Below are 15467 nucleotides of genomic sequence, written 5' to 3'. Positions count from 1 at the left end.
CACGGCACAAGATGACCACATCACTGAGTCGTTTCAGTTAAAATCCAATGACATGGCGCAACTCTTTCGGGTTGTGGCATTCCTGTGACTCTCCCCTAACATGCGGATGTGCGCAGGCGCAGGCGTCGTGCGCGCGGGCTTCGGTTTGCGCGCAATTCCGCTGCCTCTACATCTCCCCCAACGCAGACAGGAGAATGAACATGGGCCTTTTGGTGGACGGCGTCTGGCACGACCGGTGGTACGACACGAAATCGAGCGGCGGAAAGTTCCAGCGCAGCCAGGCCAAGTTCCGCAACTGGATCACCGCCGATGGCAGCGCGGGCCCCTCCGGGATAGGCGGGTTCGAAGCCGCCAGCGGGCGCTATCACCTCTATGTCTCTTATGCCTGCCCGTGGGCGCACCGCGCTCTGATCTTCCGCACGCTCAAAGGGCTCACCAATCACATCAGCATCTCCGCCGTCCATCCCGACATGCTGACCGAAGGCTGGACATTCGAGGTAGATGACAAAGGTGCCACCGGCGACACGCTTTACGCCCTGCCCTTCGCCAGAGACATATATACAAGGGCCGATCCGCAGTTTTCGGGCCGCGTGACCGTGCCAATTCTCTGGGACAAACAGCGCGAAACCATCGTGAGCAACGAAAGCTCCGAGATCATCCGCATGTTCAATTCCGCCTTCGACGGGATCACCGGAAGCACCGATGACTACTGGCCCGAAGAGCTGCGCGACGCCATCGCACCCGTGAATGACCGCATCTACGACACGCTCAACAACGGCGTCTACAAATCCGGCTTCGCCACCACGCAAGCGGCCTATGACGAAGCGGTGCATCCCCTCTTCGACACGCTCGATTGGCTGGAGGATCGGCTGTCCGGATCACGCTACTTGATGGGCGACCGCATCACCGAAGCCGACTGGCGGCTCTGGACGACGCTTGTGCGTTTCGACGCGGTCTATCACCTACATTTCAAGTGCAACCGCAAGCGGCTGGTGGATTACCCCAACCTCTGGGCCTACACCCGCGAGCTGTATCAGGTCCCCGGCGTGGCCGAGACGGTGAACATGGACCACATCGTGCGGCACTATCACTACAGCCACGAAAGCATCAATCCGCACCGCATCTTGCCGATCAATCCGGTTCTCGATTTTGACGCACCCCACGGGCGCGCGGCGGTCAGCTAGCTGACCCCGTAATGCTCCACCATCGCCGCCAGATCCTCTGGCGGCGTGCCTGCTGGGACAAAAGCGCAAGCGTTGCTCGCGTGATTGAAGATCGACCCGTCCGAGAAAAAGGTCGTGTCGGTGACAAAGATCACCCGCGCATTCGGGTGGCGGTAGCTGGCAAAGTCCGCCACGGCCAGCGCACTGCCCTCGTCCAGCACCAGATCCATGACAATGATGTCGGCGTCATGCTCCGAAAGATGCGCAACCGCCTCGTCCTGCCCATGCACCAGCGCCACATCCGCCCCCAGCCGCACCAAATGCCGCTGCCACAAAACCCCAAGCTCAGGCCTGCTTTCTACGATCAACACGTTCATGGTCACTCCGAGCCAGCCCAAAGGGCCGCAACTGCTTCTGGACAAGATTGTCTTAACAAACGGTTAACAGATGATGTAGTCAGTTAACGCGGTCACATAGACTTGAAAATTGCGCGACTTTCCGCTTTCACCGGGCCGGATATCGCCGAAAATGGCACGTCACACACAGGAGCCTTGTATTTTGGCGCAAACAAGGGACCACGGTGGCGGCCTGGACGCAGCGATTGCGCAATATGGCGGGCATCGGCCTGTGTGGATCGACCTCTCCACAGGTATTAACCCAACCCCCTATTCCTTACCCGATTTGTCGCAAACAGATTGGACCGCCTTGCCGGACAAGGCAGCCGCAGACCGGTTGGTAAAAGCCGCCCGCGTGGCATGGAACGTGCCAGACAGCGCCGCCATCCTCGCCACGCCCGGCGCCTCTGCCGCCATCGCGCAAATCCCGCGGCTGGCGCCTGCGGGCACAGTTCAGATCCCGCAACCAACCTATAACGAACACGCTGCCAGCTTCGCAAATGCAGGATGGACCGTGCGCGACGATGGCCAAACCGCGGATGCACAGGTCCTCGTACATCCCAACAATCCGGACGGGCGGCACTGGGCCAAAAGCGATCTGTGCGCACCGCTGAAGATCATTGACGAAAGCTTCTGCGACGTCTCGCCCGAGGCCAGCCTGATCGAAACGGCCAACCAGCCCGGCACCCTGATCCTGAAAAGCTTCGGCAAGTTCTGGGGCCTCGCTGGCGTGCGCCTCGGCTTTGTCATCGGCGATCCAGCTCTGGTGGTGCGACTGGCTGAAATGCTGGGGCCCTGGCCGGTGTCGGGCATCGCCCTGACCATCGGTGCCGCGGCGCTTGAAGACCACGCATGGGCAGATCAAATGCGCGTCACCCTGACCCAAGACGCAACACGGCTCGACACACTGTTGCAAAGCCATGGTGCTCAGACAGTCGGGGGCACCACACTCTTCCGCCTCTATAACGTCGGCGACGCGGCTGCTTGGCAAACCCGCCTCGCGCGATCCCATGTCTGGAGCCGTATCTTCCCCTACAGCAAAAACTGGCTCCGCCTTGGCCTGCCCCCGGCAGATCGCTGGTCGCAACTCGAAAGCGCCCTGTGACAACCGCGCTGACCCTTGCACTCGCCATGATGCTGGATGCAGTGGCCGGAGAGCCGAAATGGCTCTGGTCGCGCCTGCCACATCCGGCTGTCCTGATGGGCCGCGCCGTCGGCGCGCTCGACACGCGGTTGAACACCGAACCGGGCGCGCGCACCAAGGGCCTGGCAGCCATCGTGCTCCTTGTGATCGGAGCAGGCATGATCGGCCTGGCCCTCGCCCAGCTTGGTTGGGTCATTGAGGTGATCATCGCCGCGATCCTGCTGGCGCACCGCTCGCTCATCGACCATGTCGCCGCCGTCGCCCAAGGTCTGCGCCAGTCAACGGGCGAAGGGCGACGCGCCGTCGCCATGATCGTGGGCCGCGACGTCAGCACCGCCACGCCGGATCAGGTCGCCCGCGCGGGGATCGAAAGCCTGTCGGAGAACTTCAGCGACGGGGTCATCGCGCCCGCCTTCTGGTTCCTGATCGGCGGCCTGCCGGGTATCCTGATCTACAAAGTCGTCAATACAGCGGACAGCATGATCGGCTACCTCACGCCCCGCCACGCGGAATTCGGCTGGGCGGCAGCACGGCTTGATGACCTCCTGAACTGGGTGCCCGCCAGACTAACTGGCGGTCTGATCGCTCTCGCGGGCGGGGTCACCGCCCAGTGGCCCGCCATCCGCACCGACGCCGCCCTGCACCGCTCGCCCAACGCAGGCTGGCCCGAGGCGGCGATGGCGCGCGCCATGCACATCGCCCTCGCCGGTCCGCGCAGCTATCACGGGCAAATGGAGGAGCTCGCCTGGGTCAATCCAGACGGGCGGCAGGTCATCGGGCCTGCGGACATTGACGCCGCAGTTCGGATCGTGTGGAAAAGCTGGGGCTTGGCCCTAACCGCTATTCTTTTTGTTGGAGTTTTGATTTGGATATTCTGAGAAAAATCGCCTGCGCGGCGGTCATGACATGTCTGCCGGGCCTCGCACTGGCACAATGCGGCGGCGGCTTCTCCGCCTTCAAAGACGGCCTGAAATCCGAAGCAGCATCGCGCGGCATTGCAACCGCAACCGCAGAGCGTTTCCTCGCCTCCGTGCGACAAGACCCCAAAGTTCTGCGCGCCGACCGCGCCCAAGGCGTGTTCCAACGCCCTTTCATCGACTTTTCCCGACGCCTGATCTCGCAAAACCGCATCGACACGGGCCGGGCCAAGGCGCGGCAATGGGACAGCGTGTTTGACCGGGTCGAGCGCGACTACGGCGTCGACCGTAACGTGCTTTTGGCCTTCTGGGCATTCGAGACGGATTACGGATCGTTTCAGGGCGACTTCAATACCGCAAACGCACTCGTCACACTGGCCCATGACTGCCGCCGCCCCGATCTGTTCCGTCCACAGGTCTTTGCCGCCATGCAGCTCTTCGCCGCCGGAGATTTCGACCCGGCGCGCACCACTGGGGCATGGGCGGGCGAGATCGGTATGGTCCAGATGCTGCCCGGCGACATCATCGAAAACGGTGTGGACGGCGATGGCGACGGGGCAGTGCGCCTCAAGACCTCTGCCCCCGATGCGCTCATGTCCGGTGGCAAGATGCTCCAGCATTTCGGCTGGCGCGCGGGCGAACCCTGGCTGCAAGAGGTCACAGTGCCCGCGCAGATGGACTGGAGCCTGAGCGGCGTGAGCAAACCACGCAACGTTGCCGACTGGCAAGCCACGGGCATTGAGGCGCGCAATGGCCAGCTTGCCAACCTGCCTGCCTCCCTGATCCTACCGCAAGGGCACAAGGGCCCCGCCTTCCTCGCCTATCCGAATTTCGATGTCTATTTCGAGTGGAACCAGTCCTTCACCTACGTGCTCACCGCGGCCTATTTCGCGACCCGTCTGGGTGGCGCGCAGGTTTATGATGCGGGCAACCCGGACGCAGGGCTTGGCCCAGATCAGATGAAGCGTTTGCAGACCAAACTACAGGCGCGCGGGCACAATGTGGGCAAGATTGACGGCATCCTGGGGGCTGGAACACGGGCGGCTGTTCAGGCCGAACAAAAGCGACTGGGCTTGCCCGCTGATGCGTGGCCTACGCCTGCGTTGCTTAACCAACTTTGACAGCGCGCGTTTGAGTTTTGGTAAGAATTGGATTATATTCAATCCATCGGAAGTTTTGTTCAGTTCAATCACCGAACAAAAGACCCGGCAGAGTTGCACCTCTGCCGGGTCACTCTTTTTCAGGCTACAGCCCGATCAAGAGCCGGATGACCGCGACACACAATGTCATGACTGCGATCGCGACCATCCATCTTCGGAAGTGTCTCTCCGACAGTTCAATCACCCCCTTTCACAGCCCGGGTTGGGCCGCGCAGGCAAGATGCTGAGAAAGTGTAGAAGATTTGGTTAAAACTGCGCGTTAAGGCCGGATCGGAAACCGCTCGCCCTTTTCCGTCAGCATGACCACGCGGCCGTTGCTTTCGACATACCGATCACATCGTCCAAACCCGTTGCGAAAAGCAATGCAGACAGTGCCGTCATCACCAACCACATACCGACCAAACGCCGTCCCGCCGCCATTGGCATAGGTGTAGGAATACGCGCCACCCGCCGAAAACTTGGACTGTCCGTCATCAAAGAACGTCAGAGTGTTCCCCTCGACCAGCGCCACGACGGCAGGACCGTCAAGAGGTGCATCAGTGCTGCGCAACGCCCAATCCTGGGCAAAGGCTGGACCAGTAAGCAGAAGGAAAATCAAAGAAAGTCGCATGCTGTGTCTATAGCATGCTTGGCACATACGGTCCCGTCACGTCACGGTGATGACCTCAGGCCACCATCGTCTCAGCCTTCTTCAGGTCCACCGACACCAACTGGCTCACCCCTTGCTCCGCCATGGTCACACCAAACAGCCGATCCATGCGCGCCATCGTCACCGCGTGGTGCGTGATGATCAGGAACCGCGTGTCCGTCCGGCGGCACATCTCATCCAGAAGATCGCAAAAGCGGGTCACGTTGGCATCATCGAGCGGCGCGTCCACCTCGTCCAGCACACAGATCGGCGCCGGGTTCGCCAGGAACACGGCAAAGATCAGCGCCATCGCGGTCAAGGTCTGCTCCCCGCCTGACAACAGGCTCAGCGTCGAGAGCTTCTTGCCAGGCGGCTGGCACATGATCTCAAGCCCCGCCTCCAGCGGGTCCTCACTTTCGACCATCACCAGGTTCGCCTCGCCCCCACCAAACAAGTGGGTAAAGAGCAGAGAGAAGTTCGAATTGACCTGCTCGAACGCGGTCAACAACCGCTCCCGCCCCTCACGGTTCAGGCTGGCAATGCCGCTGCGCAGGGTCTTGATGGCCTCTTCCAGATCGGCCTTCTCCCCCACCAGCGTGTCATGCTCTTCCTGCACCTCCTTGGCGTCTTCCTCGGCCCGCAGGTTGACAGCACCAAGCGCATCCCGCTGGCGCTTCAACCGGCCCACTTCAGTCTCCAACGCCTCCGCCCCCGGCATCTGATCCGGCACGACATCCAAAGCCGTCAGCAACTGGTTCGGCGTCATCTGCTGTTCTTCGGCAATCCTCTCCGCGGCATATGCCACGGTCTCCCGCGCCGCCTCCGACCGCGCCTCAGACCGGGCCCGCGCCTCGCGCGCCTCGGAGGCCAAGCGCTCCGCCTCACGCTCGGCGAGCGTCGCATCGCGCAACTTGCCCTCGTCCTCGGACAGCGCATTGGCCGCCTCGGCCTTGCGGCTCTCAGCCCGCGCAATCTCGTCACTCAAAGCCTCACGCTTGGCCGCCAACTCACCGGGCGCCGCCTGCGCCTCTTTCAACTCGGCCTCGGACGTCACCTTGCGGTCCACCAGTTCCGCCGTGCGCCGTTCTGCGGTCTCAAGCCGGTGCTTCCAGCCACTGATCTCCTTGGTGATCTCCTGCGCGCGCTTCACGCGAGCCTCGCCCGTGCGGCGCAAATCATCATGGGCCGACCGGCGCGACATCATCGTGATACGCGCCGCCTCAACGGTCATGCGCAGGTCCTCAACCTCCGCCCGCGCGGCCTCCAGATCGGGCAAATCAGCCAGCGCCGTCTCAGCCTCCGACACACGCGCCCGCGCCGCCATCGCATCCTCTTCATGCCGGGTCACGGCGAGGCCCAGAGACTCCAGCCGCCCCTCGGCCAGATTGCGATCCGCCTCCGCCCGGCTCAAAGCCCGTGCGGCATCTGCGACCATCCGGTCCGCCTCACGACGGGTATTGCGGGCCAACTTATCAGCCTCAGCCAACTCCGCCATCCGCGCCGTCAAAGCTTCATGCGCCTGCCGCGCACCATCCGCACGGGACGTGGCCCGCTCCAACGACTGCTTCAACTCCTCCAACCGGTTCAACTGCTGCAAGCGCAAAGCTGCCGCACTCGGCGCATCCTCGGCCCAAGCACGGAAACCATCCCAACGCCAAACGTCACCTTCCTGCGACACCAACCGCTGGCCGGGCTTCAAGAGCGGCTGCAACCGCGCCGCATCATCCGCGTCAACAAGCCCGATCTGCGACATCCGGCGCTGCAACACCTCCGGCACCGACACGTGTTCCGTCAGCGCCGTCACCCCCTCCGGCAAAGGCTGATCCACGTCATAGGCAGGCAACACCGCCCAACCAGACGGCCCATCCGCCTCAACTTGCGGGGCGCGCAAATCATCGGCCAAAGCCGCACCAAGCGCCTTTTCAAACCCTTGCTGCACCTGCAACCGGTCGAGGATCTGACCACCCTCAGCCGTATCCCGCTCCACCAGCTTGGCAAGCGCCCCGGCCTCAGCGCGCAAGGCGTTCATCTCGCCCTCTGCCTCCGACCGCTCCGCACGGGCATCCGCCTCACGCGACTGGGTCTCGGCCCGCGCCTCCTCCGCCGCGATCAGCGCCGCGTCGGCGCGCTTGGCCGTCGCCTCTGCCTCGGCCGACGCCGCCTCGGCAGCTTCAAAATCCACGCCCGCCTTGTCCAAAGCCGCACGGCTCGTCGCCACAGCCGCCCGCGCCTTCTCCGCCTCAGCCTCCGACTTCGCCTCAACCTTACGGCTGTCTTCCAGAAGCCGCTGCGCCGACCCATGCCGCGCTGCCAGCCGCGCCACATCCTCGGTCTTGTCCGACTGATCGCCCTCGCGGGCCTGCAAGACCTGACCCGCCTCGCGCGCCGCCTCGGCTGCCTCTGCCAGCAGCGTCTCATGCCCCTCGCTCGCCTTGGCAATCTCGGCCGCTTCCCATTCCAGACGCTCAATCGTTTCGCCCGCGTCCTTGTTCAGCCCGCCCTCGCGCTCAATGTCGCGGGCCAACTGCGCAATCCGCCCGGTTAGCCGCTCAATCGCCTGCTCCGCCTGCGCTTCCTGATCCGCCAGCGTATCGCGCTGCACCGCAAGACGCTGCAAGACAGCCGCCGCAATCGCATCCTCCTCGCGCAATGGGGGCAAGGCATCCTCCGCAGCAACCCGCGCCTTGGCCGACACCTGCACAGCGCCTTCTGCCTGCGCCGCCGCCGTGGTCCGCGCGCGCAACTCCTCATCCGCCGCCGCCCGCGCATCATCCGCCTCGCGCCAGCGGCGATACAGCAACTGCCCCTCGGCCTTGCGCAGGGAATCGCCAATCTCGCGATACCGCGCGGCCTGCCTCGCCTGCCGCGCCAATTGGTTCAACTGCGCCGCCAACTGCTCGATCACATCATCGACGCGGGCCAGGTTCTGCTCGGCCCCTTTCAGCTTCAACTCGGCCTCATGCCGCCGCTGATACAGGCCCGAAATCCCAGCCGCTTCCTCAAGAATGCGGCGCCGGTTCTTCGGCTTGGCGTTAATCAGCTCCGCAATCTGTCCCTGCCGCACCAGCGCGGGCGAATGCGCGCCCGTGGACGCATCGGCAAACAGCATCTGCACATCACGCGCACGCACGTCCTTGCCATTGGTCTTGTAGGCGCTGCCCACATCCCGCGTGATCCGGCGCACGATCTCCAGCGCGTCCTGATCGTTGAACCCGGCGGGGGCCAAACGCTCCGAGTTGTCGATGTGCAGGCTGACCTCGGCAAAGTTGCGCGCGGGCCGGGTCGACGCGCCGGCAAAGATCACATCCTCCATCCCCCCGCCGCGCATCGCCGTGGGGCGGTTCTCACCCATCACCCAGCGCAGCGCTTCCAGCAGGTTCGACTTGCCGCAGCCATTGGGGCCGACCACGCCGGTCAACCCGTCCGCGATGATCAGATCTGTCGGATCGACAAAGGATTTGAAGCCTGTCAGTCGGAGTTTGGAAAAGCGCACGCGGCCCCCAAAGTGAGTCTGGTTGGGCTGGCATGGTGGACGGCCATGGGCAAAGCTGTCAACGCCACGCCCCCACAAACTGCGATTTGGGCGGGTTTATCCACAAGATATTGCGGGCAGCGGCGTCAGATCACGTCGCAATCCACGGCCAGCACAAGTTCATCCGTGGCCGGGCTGACATAGCTGTCGAGCGTGTAACAGCTTAGCTCGTCCTGCGGCACCTGCCGGTCGACGGACGGACCGCCCTTGCCACAATCCAGAATGCCAGTGGCCAGAGCTTGATCCCCCCGCACCTCCTTGACCTCGCAGCCGCTCACGATCTCCATCGCCTTGGCCGCGCGTTGTCTGATGGGACCAAAGCGCGGCGCATACTGCATGTTCGTCCGCAGCGCCTCCGCCAGCCGCCCGTTGACGCGTACGTCAAAGGTGGAGCCGTCAACCGTGACCGTGGTGGCGGGCAAACCGCGAAAATGCGGGCCAGGCGTGTTGCAGGCGGCGAGGGTAAGGCAGGCAAACAGAAGGAAACGCATGAGCGCAGCAAAGCCGACACTTGGTTAACATCCGGTGAACAGAACCCACCGCGCGTTGCGTTAACCACCGTCCAAGCGCCCGTTGGGGGTGCACAGGGGGTGCACGCAGGGTGCACAGGGGGTGACACCCTGTTTTCGGCGTCAATCTCTATGAAAACAAGGTAAACGCGGCCCGCGACTCACCCCGACCGCTCTCCGATTGCACCCCCGCAACATTGGTCATATGATTTTACCAATCCGACAGGAGAGACCATGCCCTTTCGCCCCGTCCAGCCCGACAAACTATCCGCCGCCGTGATCCGCCAGATCGAACAATTGATCCTGCGCGGCATCCTGCGCCCGGGTGAACGGCTGCCCCCCGAACGGGATCTCGCCGAACGCATGGGCGTCTCCCGCCCCTCCCTGCGCGACGCCATCGGCACCCTGCAAGAGACGGGCCTGCTGGTCGCCAAACCCGGCGCGGGTGTCTACGTCGCCGACGTCCTTGGCTCTGCCTTCGCCCCTGCTTTAACGGAACTTTTCGCCCGCCATGACGAGGCCGTCTTCGACTATCTCAGCTTTCGCCGCGACATGGAGGGACTGGCCGCCGAGCGTGCCGCACGGCTAGGGTCGGACACTGATCTGGCGGTCGTGCAAAAGGTGTTTGAGAAGATGGAAGCCGCCCATCCCAAGCGCAATGGCGAGGAAGAAGCCCAGCTTGACGCGCAATTCCACATGGCGATCATCGAAGCCAGCCACAACGTCATCATGCTCCACATGATGCGGTCGATGTACCAACTGTTACGAGATGGTGTGTTCTACAACCGTCAGGTCATGTTCAAGCAACGCACCACACGGCAGGCGCTTCTGGACCAACACCGCCAGATCAACGAGGCCCTGCAAGCCCGCGACCCCGACACCGCCCGCACCGCCGTCCACGCCCATCTCGACTATGTCGAACGCGCCCTGCGCGACCAGCAAAAGGCCGAGCACAACGAAGAGATCGCGCGCCAGCGGCTCGACCACGAGACCACCACCTGATCACCCCATCTTGCCCGCTATAAAGGCCCGCGCCTCCGCAGTTTGGGGGGCTGCGAACATCGCTTCGGTCGGCTGCACTTCCAGCAATTTGCCAAGGTGGAAATAGGCGACCCTGTCCGCAATCCGCCGCGCCTGCGCCATAGAATGCGTGATGATGACGATCGCCTGTTCTGCCTTCAACTCCACCAGCAAATCCTCGATCCGCTGCGTCGCAATCGGGTCGATGGAACCGGTGGGTTCGTCCATCAACAACACCTCCGGCTTTGTCGACAGCGCCCTCGCAATGCAAAGCCGTTGCTGCTGCCCCCCGGACAGGTCTGTCCCGATTTTGACCATCAGGTGGCCCGCCACCTCATCCCACAGCCACGCCCGCCTAAGGCATTGTTCTACATGCGCTTTCAACGCCTTCCGGTTTCGGGTCAGCCCATGCAGCCGCGCAGGATAGGCGACATTGTCAAAGATCGTCGTCGGAAACGGGTTCGGCTTTTGTGCCACCCAACCAAAGCGCCGCCGGTGCAACGGCGGGTCGATATCCGGGCCGTGAATGTCCTCTCCATGCATCAGGATCTCGCCCTCGATCCGCACATCACGGGCCCCGTCATGCATGCGATTCAGGCATTTCAGAGCCGTGGATTTCCCGCACCCGGACGGACCAATAAAGGCGAGGATTTCGTTGGCATAAAGGTCGAAACTGACGTCGTCCAACGCCAGCTTTTCACCGTAGTGCAGCGACAGGTTGCGCACCGTCATGATGGGTGGGCTGTTGCGGCGATGTGCAAAGGTGGGCGTGTCTTTGGTCGTCTGGGTGTCGAACATTGAGAACCTCGCTGGGCTGGGAAACAGGGCCTTTCCCAACGCCTAGCGACGGCCGTGCGCGCCTCATTTGATCCATGCCAAGCCCAAGCAAAACTTCACAAAAGGTTCACACACGAAAAACCCCGGCGCAGCGGCCGGGGTTCAATGATTTCCGCTAGGAAGCAAAGGCTTAGTGCAGTCGCGCGTCCACCTCGGCGATGGCGTCATCGATCAGCTTGTTGCCGTCGGTAGCCGTCATCTGCTTGGCAATCACGTCGCGTGCAGCTTGCACAGCAACCGCTGCGGCGGTGTCACGCACCTCTTTCACAGCGCTCGCTTCAGCCGACGCGATCTGGTCTGTGGCGGCGGCCATACGACGCTCGATCGACGTCTTCAGATCGGCACGGGCCTGATCGGCAGCGGCTTCCGCGTCCTTCTTGGCCTGTTCGACGATCTTGTCCGCCTGCGCCTGAACTTCCTTCTGCTTGCGCTCGTAAGAGGCCAGCAAGGTCTGGGCTTCCTCCCGTAGAGCACGGGCTTCGTCGATCTCTGACTGGATGCCGCTCGCGCGGTCGTCCAGCATCTTCCCGATCATGCCAGGAACCTTGAAGTAGAACAGGACCCCGATGAACAGGATGAACGCGATCAGAACGATCAGGTCCGTGTTGCTCAGCTTCCAGAACTCCGCCGAAAACGGGTTCTTGGATGCCGCAAGCGCGGGACCGGCTGCCAGAACGGACATGGACGTAAGGGTCAGAAAACGCATGACTTATCCTTTCATCCGGTCGTTGACGGCAGCGGTGATCGCCTTTGCGTCAGCCTTGCCACCCATCAGCGCAACGATGTCCTGCGCGGCGTCCTTGGCCACCTCTTTGACGGCGTCCTGAGCACCGGCGCGGATTTCGGCGATGGCCTTTTCGCTCTCGGCGGCCTTGGCCGCAATCTCGGCATCCGCCTTTTCGATGGCGACGTCGAGGTCAGCCTGAATAGCCGCCTTGGTCTCACCCGCGATGCGCTGTGCTTCGGCGCGGGCGTCCGCCAGTGCCTTTTCATAGGCAGCCTCGGCCGCCTCCGCCTTGGCCTTCAGATCCTCGGCCGCGGCGATGTCATTCGTGATGGTCCCCTGCCGTTCGGCAAGGATGGCTGCGATCCGCGGCAGGGCCACGCGCGACAGCACAAAATAGATCACCACAAGCGTAATGATCAGCCAGAAAATCTGGTTGGCAAAGTAGTCCGTGTTCAGCTGCGGCATGCCCGGAGGCGCGCCAGCTGCGACTTCACCTGCAGCGTTTGTGTTTTCCGCCATATCGGTCGTTCCCCTGAGTGGACCCTGCATGCAGGGCCGAATTGCGAGCCGTTACATCGGGCAGCGCGACTGTATCACGCCGCCCGACCGTAAGGAATGTCGCCAGAGAAGCTTAGACGGCGAACATCAGCAGCAGAGCGACGAGGAACGAGAAGATCCCCAGGGCTTCTGCAAAGGCGATGCCGATGAACAGAGTAGCTGTTTGGCCAGCAGCGGCCGAAGGGTTGCGCAGAGCGCCGGCAAGGAAGTTGCCAGCCACGTTGCCCACGCCCAGAGCCGCGAGGCCCGTGCCAAGACCTGCGAGACCAGCGCCGATGTGTGCGAGTTCACCTTCCATTTTAATTCTCCTTACGATTGGAAGTTGGATGCTGCGAGGGGTCCGCCCTCGCGGTGCATTAGTGATGCGGGTGCAGCGCGTCCTTGAGGTACACGCATGTGAGGATCGTGAAGACGTAGGCCTGGATGGCCGACACCAGCACTTCAAGCCCGTAGATCGCCATAACGCCAACGATAGCGACCGGTGCGATGGCTGCCACCTGGGCAAAGCCAGCGAACACTTTCAGGACCGCGTGACCGGCCATCATGTTGCCTGCCAGACGAATGGAGTGGCTGACCGGACGCACGAAGTAGGAAATCAGTTCGATGACAGCGAGCACCGGGCGCAGGGGCAGCGGCGCGCTCGTCGGCCAGAACAGGCCGAGAAAGGCTGCGCCGTTCAACGCAAAGCCCAGCACAGTCACAGCAATGAACACGCCGAAGCCAAGCACGGCGGTGACTGCGATGTGCGACGTCGTGGTAAACGACATCGGGATCAGACCCAGGAAATTGGCGCAGAGAATAAACATAAATAGCGTCATGATGTACGGGAAGTACTTGATCCCGTCCTTGCCGGTGACATCCTCGACCATCTTGTAGACAAAGCCGTACATCAGCTCGGCGATGGACTGGCCGCGACCCGGCACGGTCTCACGCTTGGATGTGGTCAGGACCAACAGGCCGATGACGGCAAGAACGGCCAGCGCCAGCCAAAGCGTCACGTTGGTGATCGTGAACATGCCAACTTCGCCACCGAACAGCGATTTGACTTCGAACTGATCCATGGGCTTGAAGGACAGCCCACCGCCACTCTTTGCTTCGTCTGCCATCCGGCTCTCTCCGTCCTAGCCCTGCCGGGCGTCGTCATCTGCGGCATCTGCCGCGTCTCGCTGTCTCTGGACCTCTTTCGCGCTGCGCATCATCGTCTGGATGCCGGCCGCGAGGCCCAGGAAGATAAAAATGATCATGAGAAACGGTGAAGTACCGAACAGCGCGTCCAGTCCGTATCCCATGCCAAACCCGATCCCAAGACCGGCCACCAGTTCGATCACCATGCGCCAGGCCAGCTGTGCCTGAGAGTGAGGATCCGGCGTGCGGGGTTTCGGGGCGTGCTCTTCCTTGACGGCTTCGATGCGGGCACTCAGGGCCTTTAGTCGATCTGCGTCTTCGGGGTCAGTCACGCGCCTTTCATCCCGTCATTTGGATTGAGGGTTGGATATGTCGGGGTGCGGTGTGAGTCAACGCGCTCAAGCGCTTGCTGAACGGGCAGCTAACCAACTGTTTTATAGTATATTTTTGAAACAACGGAGACAGGCGCCAATGCGCCGCACCCGCCCCGAACGCCACTTTCAGACCGATCTGCATGTTCAACCACTTGGTTGATTTTCGCCACTACGAAAGTTCCGGGTATGATCCAGCAGCCAGGTCCGCACCCTCCGAACCGCCTTGCGGCGTGCCGCCTGCCCGCTCGTCAGCAGATGAAAGGATCCCATGCGAAAGCCAACATCCGACAATTGAACCAGCCGCCCGCCCCCCACTTCAACGGCGACGCAATCGGCTGAGCCGAGGTACAGACCAGCACCATGTACAGCCGCCTCAAAAGCCAGTGGCACACGCGCCCGCCACTCTCCTTCATTCACCAGCGCCGGATCATGCCCCGCAAGCGCACACCACTTCGTCCAAACCAGTTCGTGCCGATCCCGATACAGATGGTATTGGCTCAGATGCTCGGCCCGGATGCGGTTGCCGGGTACAAGGTCAGGCGCGGCAAAAGGATAAAGCTTGGCGTCACTCACCAGATCGGACGGGACATCAAGCGCACCCTTATGGGCAAAACGGATCGCCATATCGGCCTCGAACCGGTCCAGATCAGCAAGTTGATCAGACGCGATCAGACGCAACTCGATGTCGGGCAGGTCCTGCTGGAATTTGCGCAGCAACGGCGCGATCACCTTGTTGGCAAAGAGCGATTCACTATTCACCACCACGCGACCTGCCGGTGTATCCGAAAGCCCTTCGGTCGCGTCACTGATAACATCAAAGGCGGGCGTAATCCGCTGCAGGTAGTGCCCGCCCTCCGCCGTCAGCGCCACACCGCGCGATGCGTCGCGGAACAGATGCACACCCAGCCGCGCCTCCAACCCACGCACATGGCGACTGATGGCAGAGTGGCTGACGCCCAACTCTTCCGCGGCGCGCGTAAAGCTCTCGTGCCGGGCCGCAGCCTCGAATGCGCGCAGGGCGTTAAGGGGTGGCAGGGTACGCGACATAAGCACAAGCGTGCAAAAAACGCACAAGTCATGTCAAGGAACTCTGTTTGCCCCACGACGGACTGCGGGTCATATTCAGCCTACACCTCCTGAAAACGGGGCTTCTCATGCAGATCACCCACAAGAACGCGCTTTTGCGCGCCCTCTCGACCTGTGCAAAATTCCTGCGCTTTCACCGCAAAGCGCAACAAACGGAGGGCACCGCCCTACCCCCAATGACAGACCACATTGCGCAAGACATCGGTCTCACCCCGTCGCAACGCGCACAAATGAAACACCGCTGGCCATCGGAAGAGAACAGGCACCCCTATCTCTGATCGCTTCCCCTTGG

17 protein-coding genes are annotated in these 15467 nt (G+C 62.4%); 6 read left to right on the top strand and 11 right to left on the bottom strand.

Annotation, left to right across the window (positions count from 1 at the left end; genetic code table 11):
* The first annotated feature begins 200 nt into the window (after nucleotides 1-200).
* On the top strand, nucleotides 201-1184 hold the full coding sequence (locus RA29_RS01380) for a glutathione S-transferase family protein (protein WP_039682380.1): 984 nt from the start codon (nucleotides 201-203) through the stop codon (nucleotides 1182-1184).
* Here the strand turns inward: RA29_RS01380 and RA29_RS01375 are convergent.
* A complete protein-coding gene (locus RA29_RS01375; RefSeq protein WP_039682181.1) occupies nucleotides 1181-1540 on the bottom strand; it encodes a response regulator in 360 nt (119 codons plus the stop codon). The genes RA29_RS01380 and RA29_RS01375 overlap by 4 nt on opposite strands.
* A 151-nt stretch (nucleotides 1541-1691) precedes the next feature.
* Here RA29_RS01375 and RA29_RS01370 point away from each other — a divergent pair, with 151 nt between their 5' ends.
* From RA29_RS01370 to RA29_RS01360, 3 genes are read left to right on the top strand one after another with little or no spacing between them, the layout of a single operon-like run.
* Nucleotides 1692-2663 carry a threonine-phosphate decarboxylase gene (locus tag RA29_RS01370; protein WP_052249400.1) on the top strand — a complete coding sequence of 324 codons (972 nt, stop codon included), beginning with the start codon at nucleotides 1692-1694 and terminating at the stop codon, nucleotides 2661-2663.
* Nucleotides 2660-3580 carry an adenosylcobinamide-phosphate synthase CbiB gene (gene cbiB / locus RA29_RS01365; RefSeq protein ID WP_039682179.1) on the top strand — a complete coding sequence of 307 codons (921 nt, stop codon included), beginning with the start codon at nucleotides 2660-2662 and terminating at the stop codon, nucleotides 3578-3580. The genes RA29_RS01370 and cbiB overlap by 4 nt, the downstream gene beginning before the upstream one ends.
* Nucleotides 3581-3603: 23 nt before the next feature.
* Nucleotides 3604-4740, top strand: a complete 1137-nt coding sequence (locus tag RA29_RS01360) for a lytic murein transglycosylase (RefSeq protein WP_052249399.1) — start codon at nucleotides 3604-3606, stop codon at nucleotides 4738-4740.
* Between the two features lie 298 nt (nucleotides 4741-5038).
* On the opposite strand, the gene RA29_RS01355 is transcribed toward RA29_RS01360, so the two are convergent.
* From RA29_RS01355 to RA29_RS01345, 3 genes are all read right to left on the bottom strand, one after another.
* Complete coding sequence (locus RA29_RS01355; protein ID WP_039682175.1) at nucleotides 5039-5389, bottom strand: hypothetical protein; 351 nt, start codon at nucleotides 5387-5389, stop codon at nucleotides 5039-5041.
* A gap of 55 nt (nucleotides 5390-5444) precedes the next feature.
* Nucleotides 5445-8900, bottom strand: a complete 3456-nt coding sequence (gene smc, locus RA29_RS01350) for a chromosome segregation protein SMC (RefSeq protein ID WP_039682173.1) — start codon at nucleotides 8898-8900, stop codon at nucleotides 5445-5447.
* 125 nt (nucleotides 8901-9025) lie between these two features.
* A complete protein-coding gene (locus RA29_RS01345) occupies nucleotides 9026-9430 on the bottom strand; it encodes a hypothetical protein (protein ID WP_082029394.1) in 405 nt (134 codons plus the stop codon).
* 252 nt (nucleotides 9431-9682) lie between these two features.
* On the opposite strand from RA29_RS01345, the gene RA29_RS01340 reads away from it, so the two are divergent.
* Nucleotides 9683-10450 carry an FCD domain-containing protein gene (locus tag RA29_RS01340; protein ID WP_039682171.1) on the top strand — a complete coding sequence of 256 codons (768 nt, stop codon included), beginning with the start codon at nucleotides 9683-9685 and terminating at the stop codon, nucleotides 10448-10450.
* Here the strand turns inward: RA29_RS01340 and RA29_RS01335 are convergent, their stop codons facing one another.
* The 7 genes from RA29_RS01335 to RA29_RS01305 all read right to left on the bottom strand — a co-directional run bounded on the left by RA29_RS01335 (nucleotide 10451) and on the right by RA29_RS01305 (nucleotide 15136).
* The gene (locus tag RA29_RS01335; RefSeq protein WP_152612887.1) at nucleotides 10451-11266 is read right to left on the bottom strand and encodes a phosphate ABC transporter ATP-binding protein; all 816 of its coding nucleotides are present in this window, start codon (nucleotides 11264-11266) and stop codon (nucleotides 10451-10453) included.
* 169 nt (nucleotides 11267-11435) lie between these two features.
* Nucleotides 11436-12011, bottom strand: coding sequence for a F0F1 ATP synthase subunit B (locus RA29_RS01330; RefSeq protein ID WP_039682169.1), 576 nt, complete (start codon nucleotides 12009-12011; stop codon nucleotides 11436-11438).
* A gap of 3 nt (nucleotides 12012-12014) precedes the next feature.
* A complete protein-coding gene (locus tag RA29_RS01325; protein WP_039682167.1) occupies nucleotides 12015-12551 on the bottom strand; it encodes a F0F1 ATP synthase subunit B' in 537 nt (178 codons plus the stop codon).
* Nucleotides 12552-12663: 112 nt separating this feature from the next.
* Nucleotides 12664-12888, bottom strand: coding sequence for a F0F1 ATP synthase subunit C (locus RA29_RS01320; RefSeq protein WP_039682165.1), 225 nt, complete (start codon nucleotides 12886-12888; stop codon nucleotides 12664-12666).
* 58 nt (nucleotides 12889-12946) lie between these two features.
* Nucleotides 12947-13696 (bottom strand): F0F1 ATP synthase subunit A, encoded by a 750-nt coding sequence (locus RA29_RS01315; RefSeq protein ID WP_039682163.1) that lies wholly within the window; start codon nucleotides 13694-13696, stop codon nucleotides 12947-12949.
* 15 nt (nucleotides 13697-13711) lie between these two features.
* On the bottom strand, nucleotides 13712-14047 hold the full coding sequence (locus RA29_RS01310) for an AtpZ/AtpI family protein (protein WP_039682161.1): 336 nt from the start codon (nucleotides 14045-14047) through the stop codon (nucleotides 13712-13714).
* A gap of 186 nt (nucleotides 14048-14233) precedes the next feature.
* Complete coding sequence (locus RA29_RS01305) at nucleotides 14234-15136, bottom strand: LysR family transcriptional regulator (RefSeq protein WP_039682160.1); 903 nt, start codon at nucleotides 15134-15136, stop codon at nucleotides 14234-14236.
* A 107-nt stretch (nucleotides 15137-15243) separates the two neighbouring features.
* Here RA29_RS01305 and RA29_RS01300 point away from each other — a divergent pair, with 107 nt between their 5' ends.
* Nucleotides 15244-15453: a hypothetical protein gene (locus RA29_RS01300; protein ID WP_039682158.1), complete on the top strand. Its 210-nt coding sequence runs from the start codon at nucleotides 15244-15246 to the stop codon at nucleotides 15451-15453.
* Nucleotides 15454-15467 lie beyond the last annotated feature (14 nt).

Source organism: Tateyamaria sp. ANG-S1 (assembly GCF_000814025.1).
Taxonomy (GTDB): domain Bacteria; phylum Pseudomonadota; class Alphaproteobacteria; order Rhodobacterales; family Rhodobacteraceae; genus Tateyamaria.
This window is presented reverse-complemented; position numbering and strand designations above follow the sequence as displayed.

What these genes read in the sequence shown, in the direction of transcription:
- RA29_RS01330 (WP_039682169.1), bottom strand. Translation starts at nt 12,011, where the DNA reads ATGCGTTTTCTGACCCTTACGTCCATGTCCGTTCTGGCAGCCGGTCCC.
- RA29_RS01325 (WP_039682167.1), bottom strand. Translation starts at nt 12,551, where the DNA reads ATGGCGGAAAACACAAACGCTGCAGGTGAAGTCGCAGCTGGCGCGCCT.
- RA29_RS01315 (WP_039682163.1), bottom strand. Translation starts at nt 13,696, where the DNA reads ATGGCAGACGAAGCAAAGAGTGGCGGTGGGCTGTCCTTCAAGCCCATG.
- RA29_RS01340 (WP_039682171.1), top strand. Translation starts at nt 9,683, where the DNA reads ATGCCCTTTCGCCCCGTCCAGCCCGACAAACTATCCGCCGCCGTGATC.
- RA29_RS01305 (WP_039682160.1), bottom strand. Translation starts at nt 15,136, where the DNA reads ATGTCGCGTACCCTGCCACCCCTTAACGCCCTGCGCGCATTCGAGGCT.
- RA29_RS01360 (WP_052249399.1), top strand. Translation starts at nt 3,604, where the DNA reads ATGACATGTCTGCCGGGCCTCGCACTGGCACAATGCGGCGGCGGCTTC.
- RA29_RS01380 (WP_039682380.1), top strand. Translation starts at nt 201, where the DNA reads ATGGGCCTTTTGGTGGACGGCGTCTGGCACGACCGGTGGTACGACACG.
- RA29_RS01300 (WP_039682158.1), top strand. Translation starts at nt 15,244, where the DNA reads ATGCAGATCACCCACAAGAACGCGCTTTTGCGCGCCCTCTCGACCTGT.
- RA29_RS01320 (WP_039682165.1), bottom strand. Translation starts at nt 12,888, where the DNA reads ATGGAAGGTGAACTCGCACACATCGGCGCTGGTCTCGCAGGTCTTGGC.
- RA29_RS01335 (WP_152612887.1), bottom strand. Translation starts at nt 11,266, where the DNA reads ATGTTCGACACCCAGACGACCAAAGACACGCCCACCTTTGCACATCGC.
- RA29_RS01355 (WP_039682175.1), bottom strand. Translation starts at nt 5,389, where the DNA reads ATGCGACTTTCTTTGATTTTCCTTCTGCTTACTGGTCCAGCCTTTGCC.
- RA29_RS01370 (WP_052249400.1), top strand. Translation starts at nt 1,692, where the DNA reads ATGGCACGTCACACACAGGAGCCTTGTATTTTGGCGCAAACAAGGGAC.
- RA29_RS01345 (WP_082029394.1), bottom strand. Translation starts at nt 9,430, where the DNA reads ATGCGTTTCCTTCTGTTTGCCTGCCTTACCCTCGCCGCCTGCAACACG.
- RA29_RS01375 (WP_039682181.1), bottom strand. Translation starts at nt 1,540, where the DNA reads ATGAACGTGTTGATCGTAGAAAGCAGGCCTGAGCTTGGGGTTTTGTGG.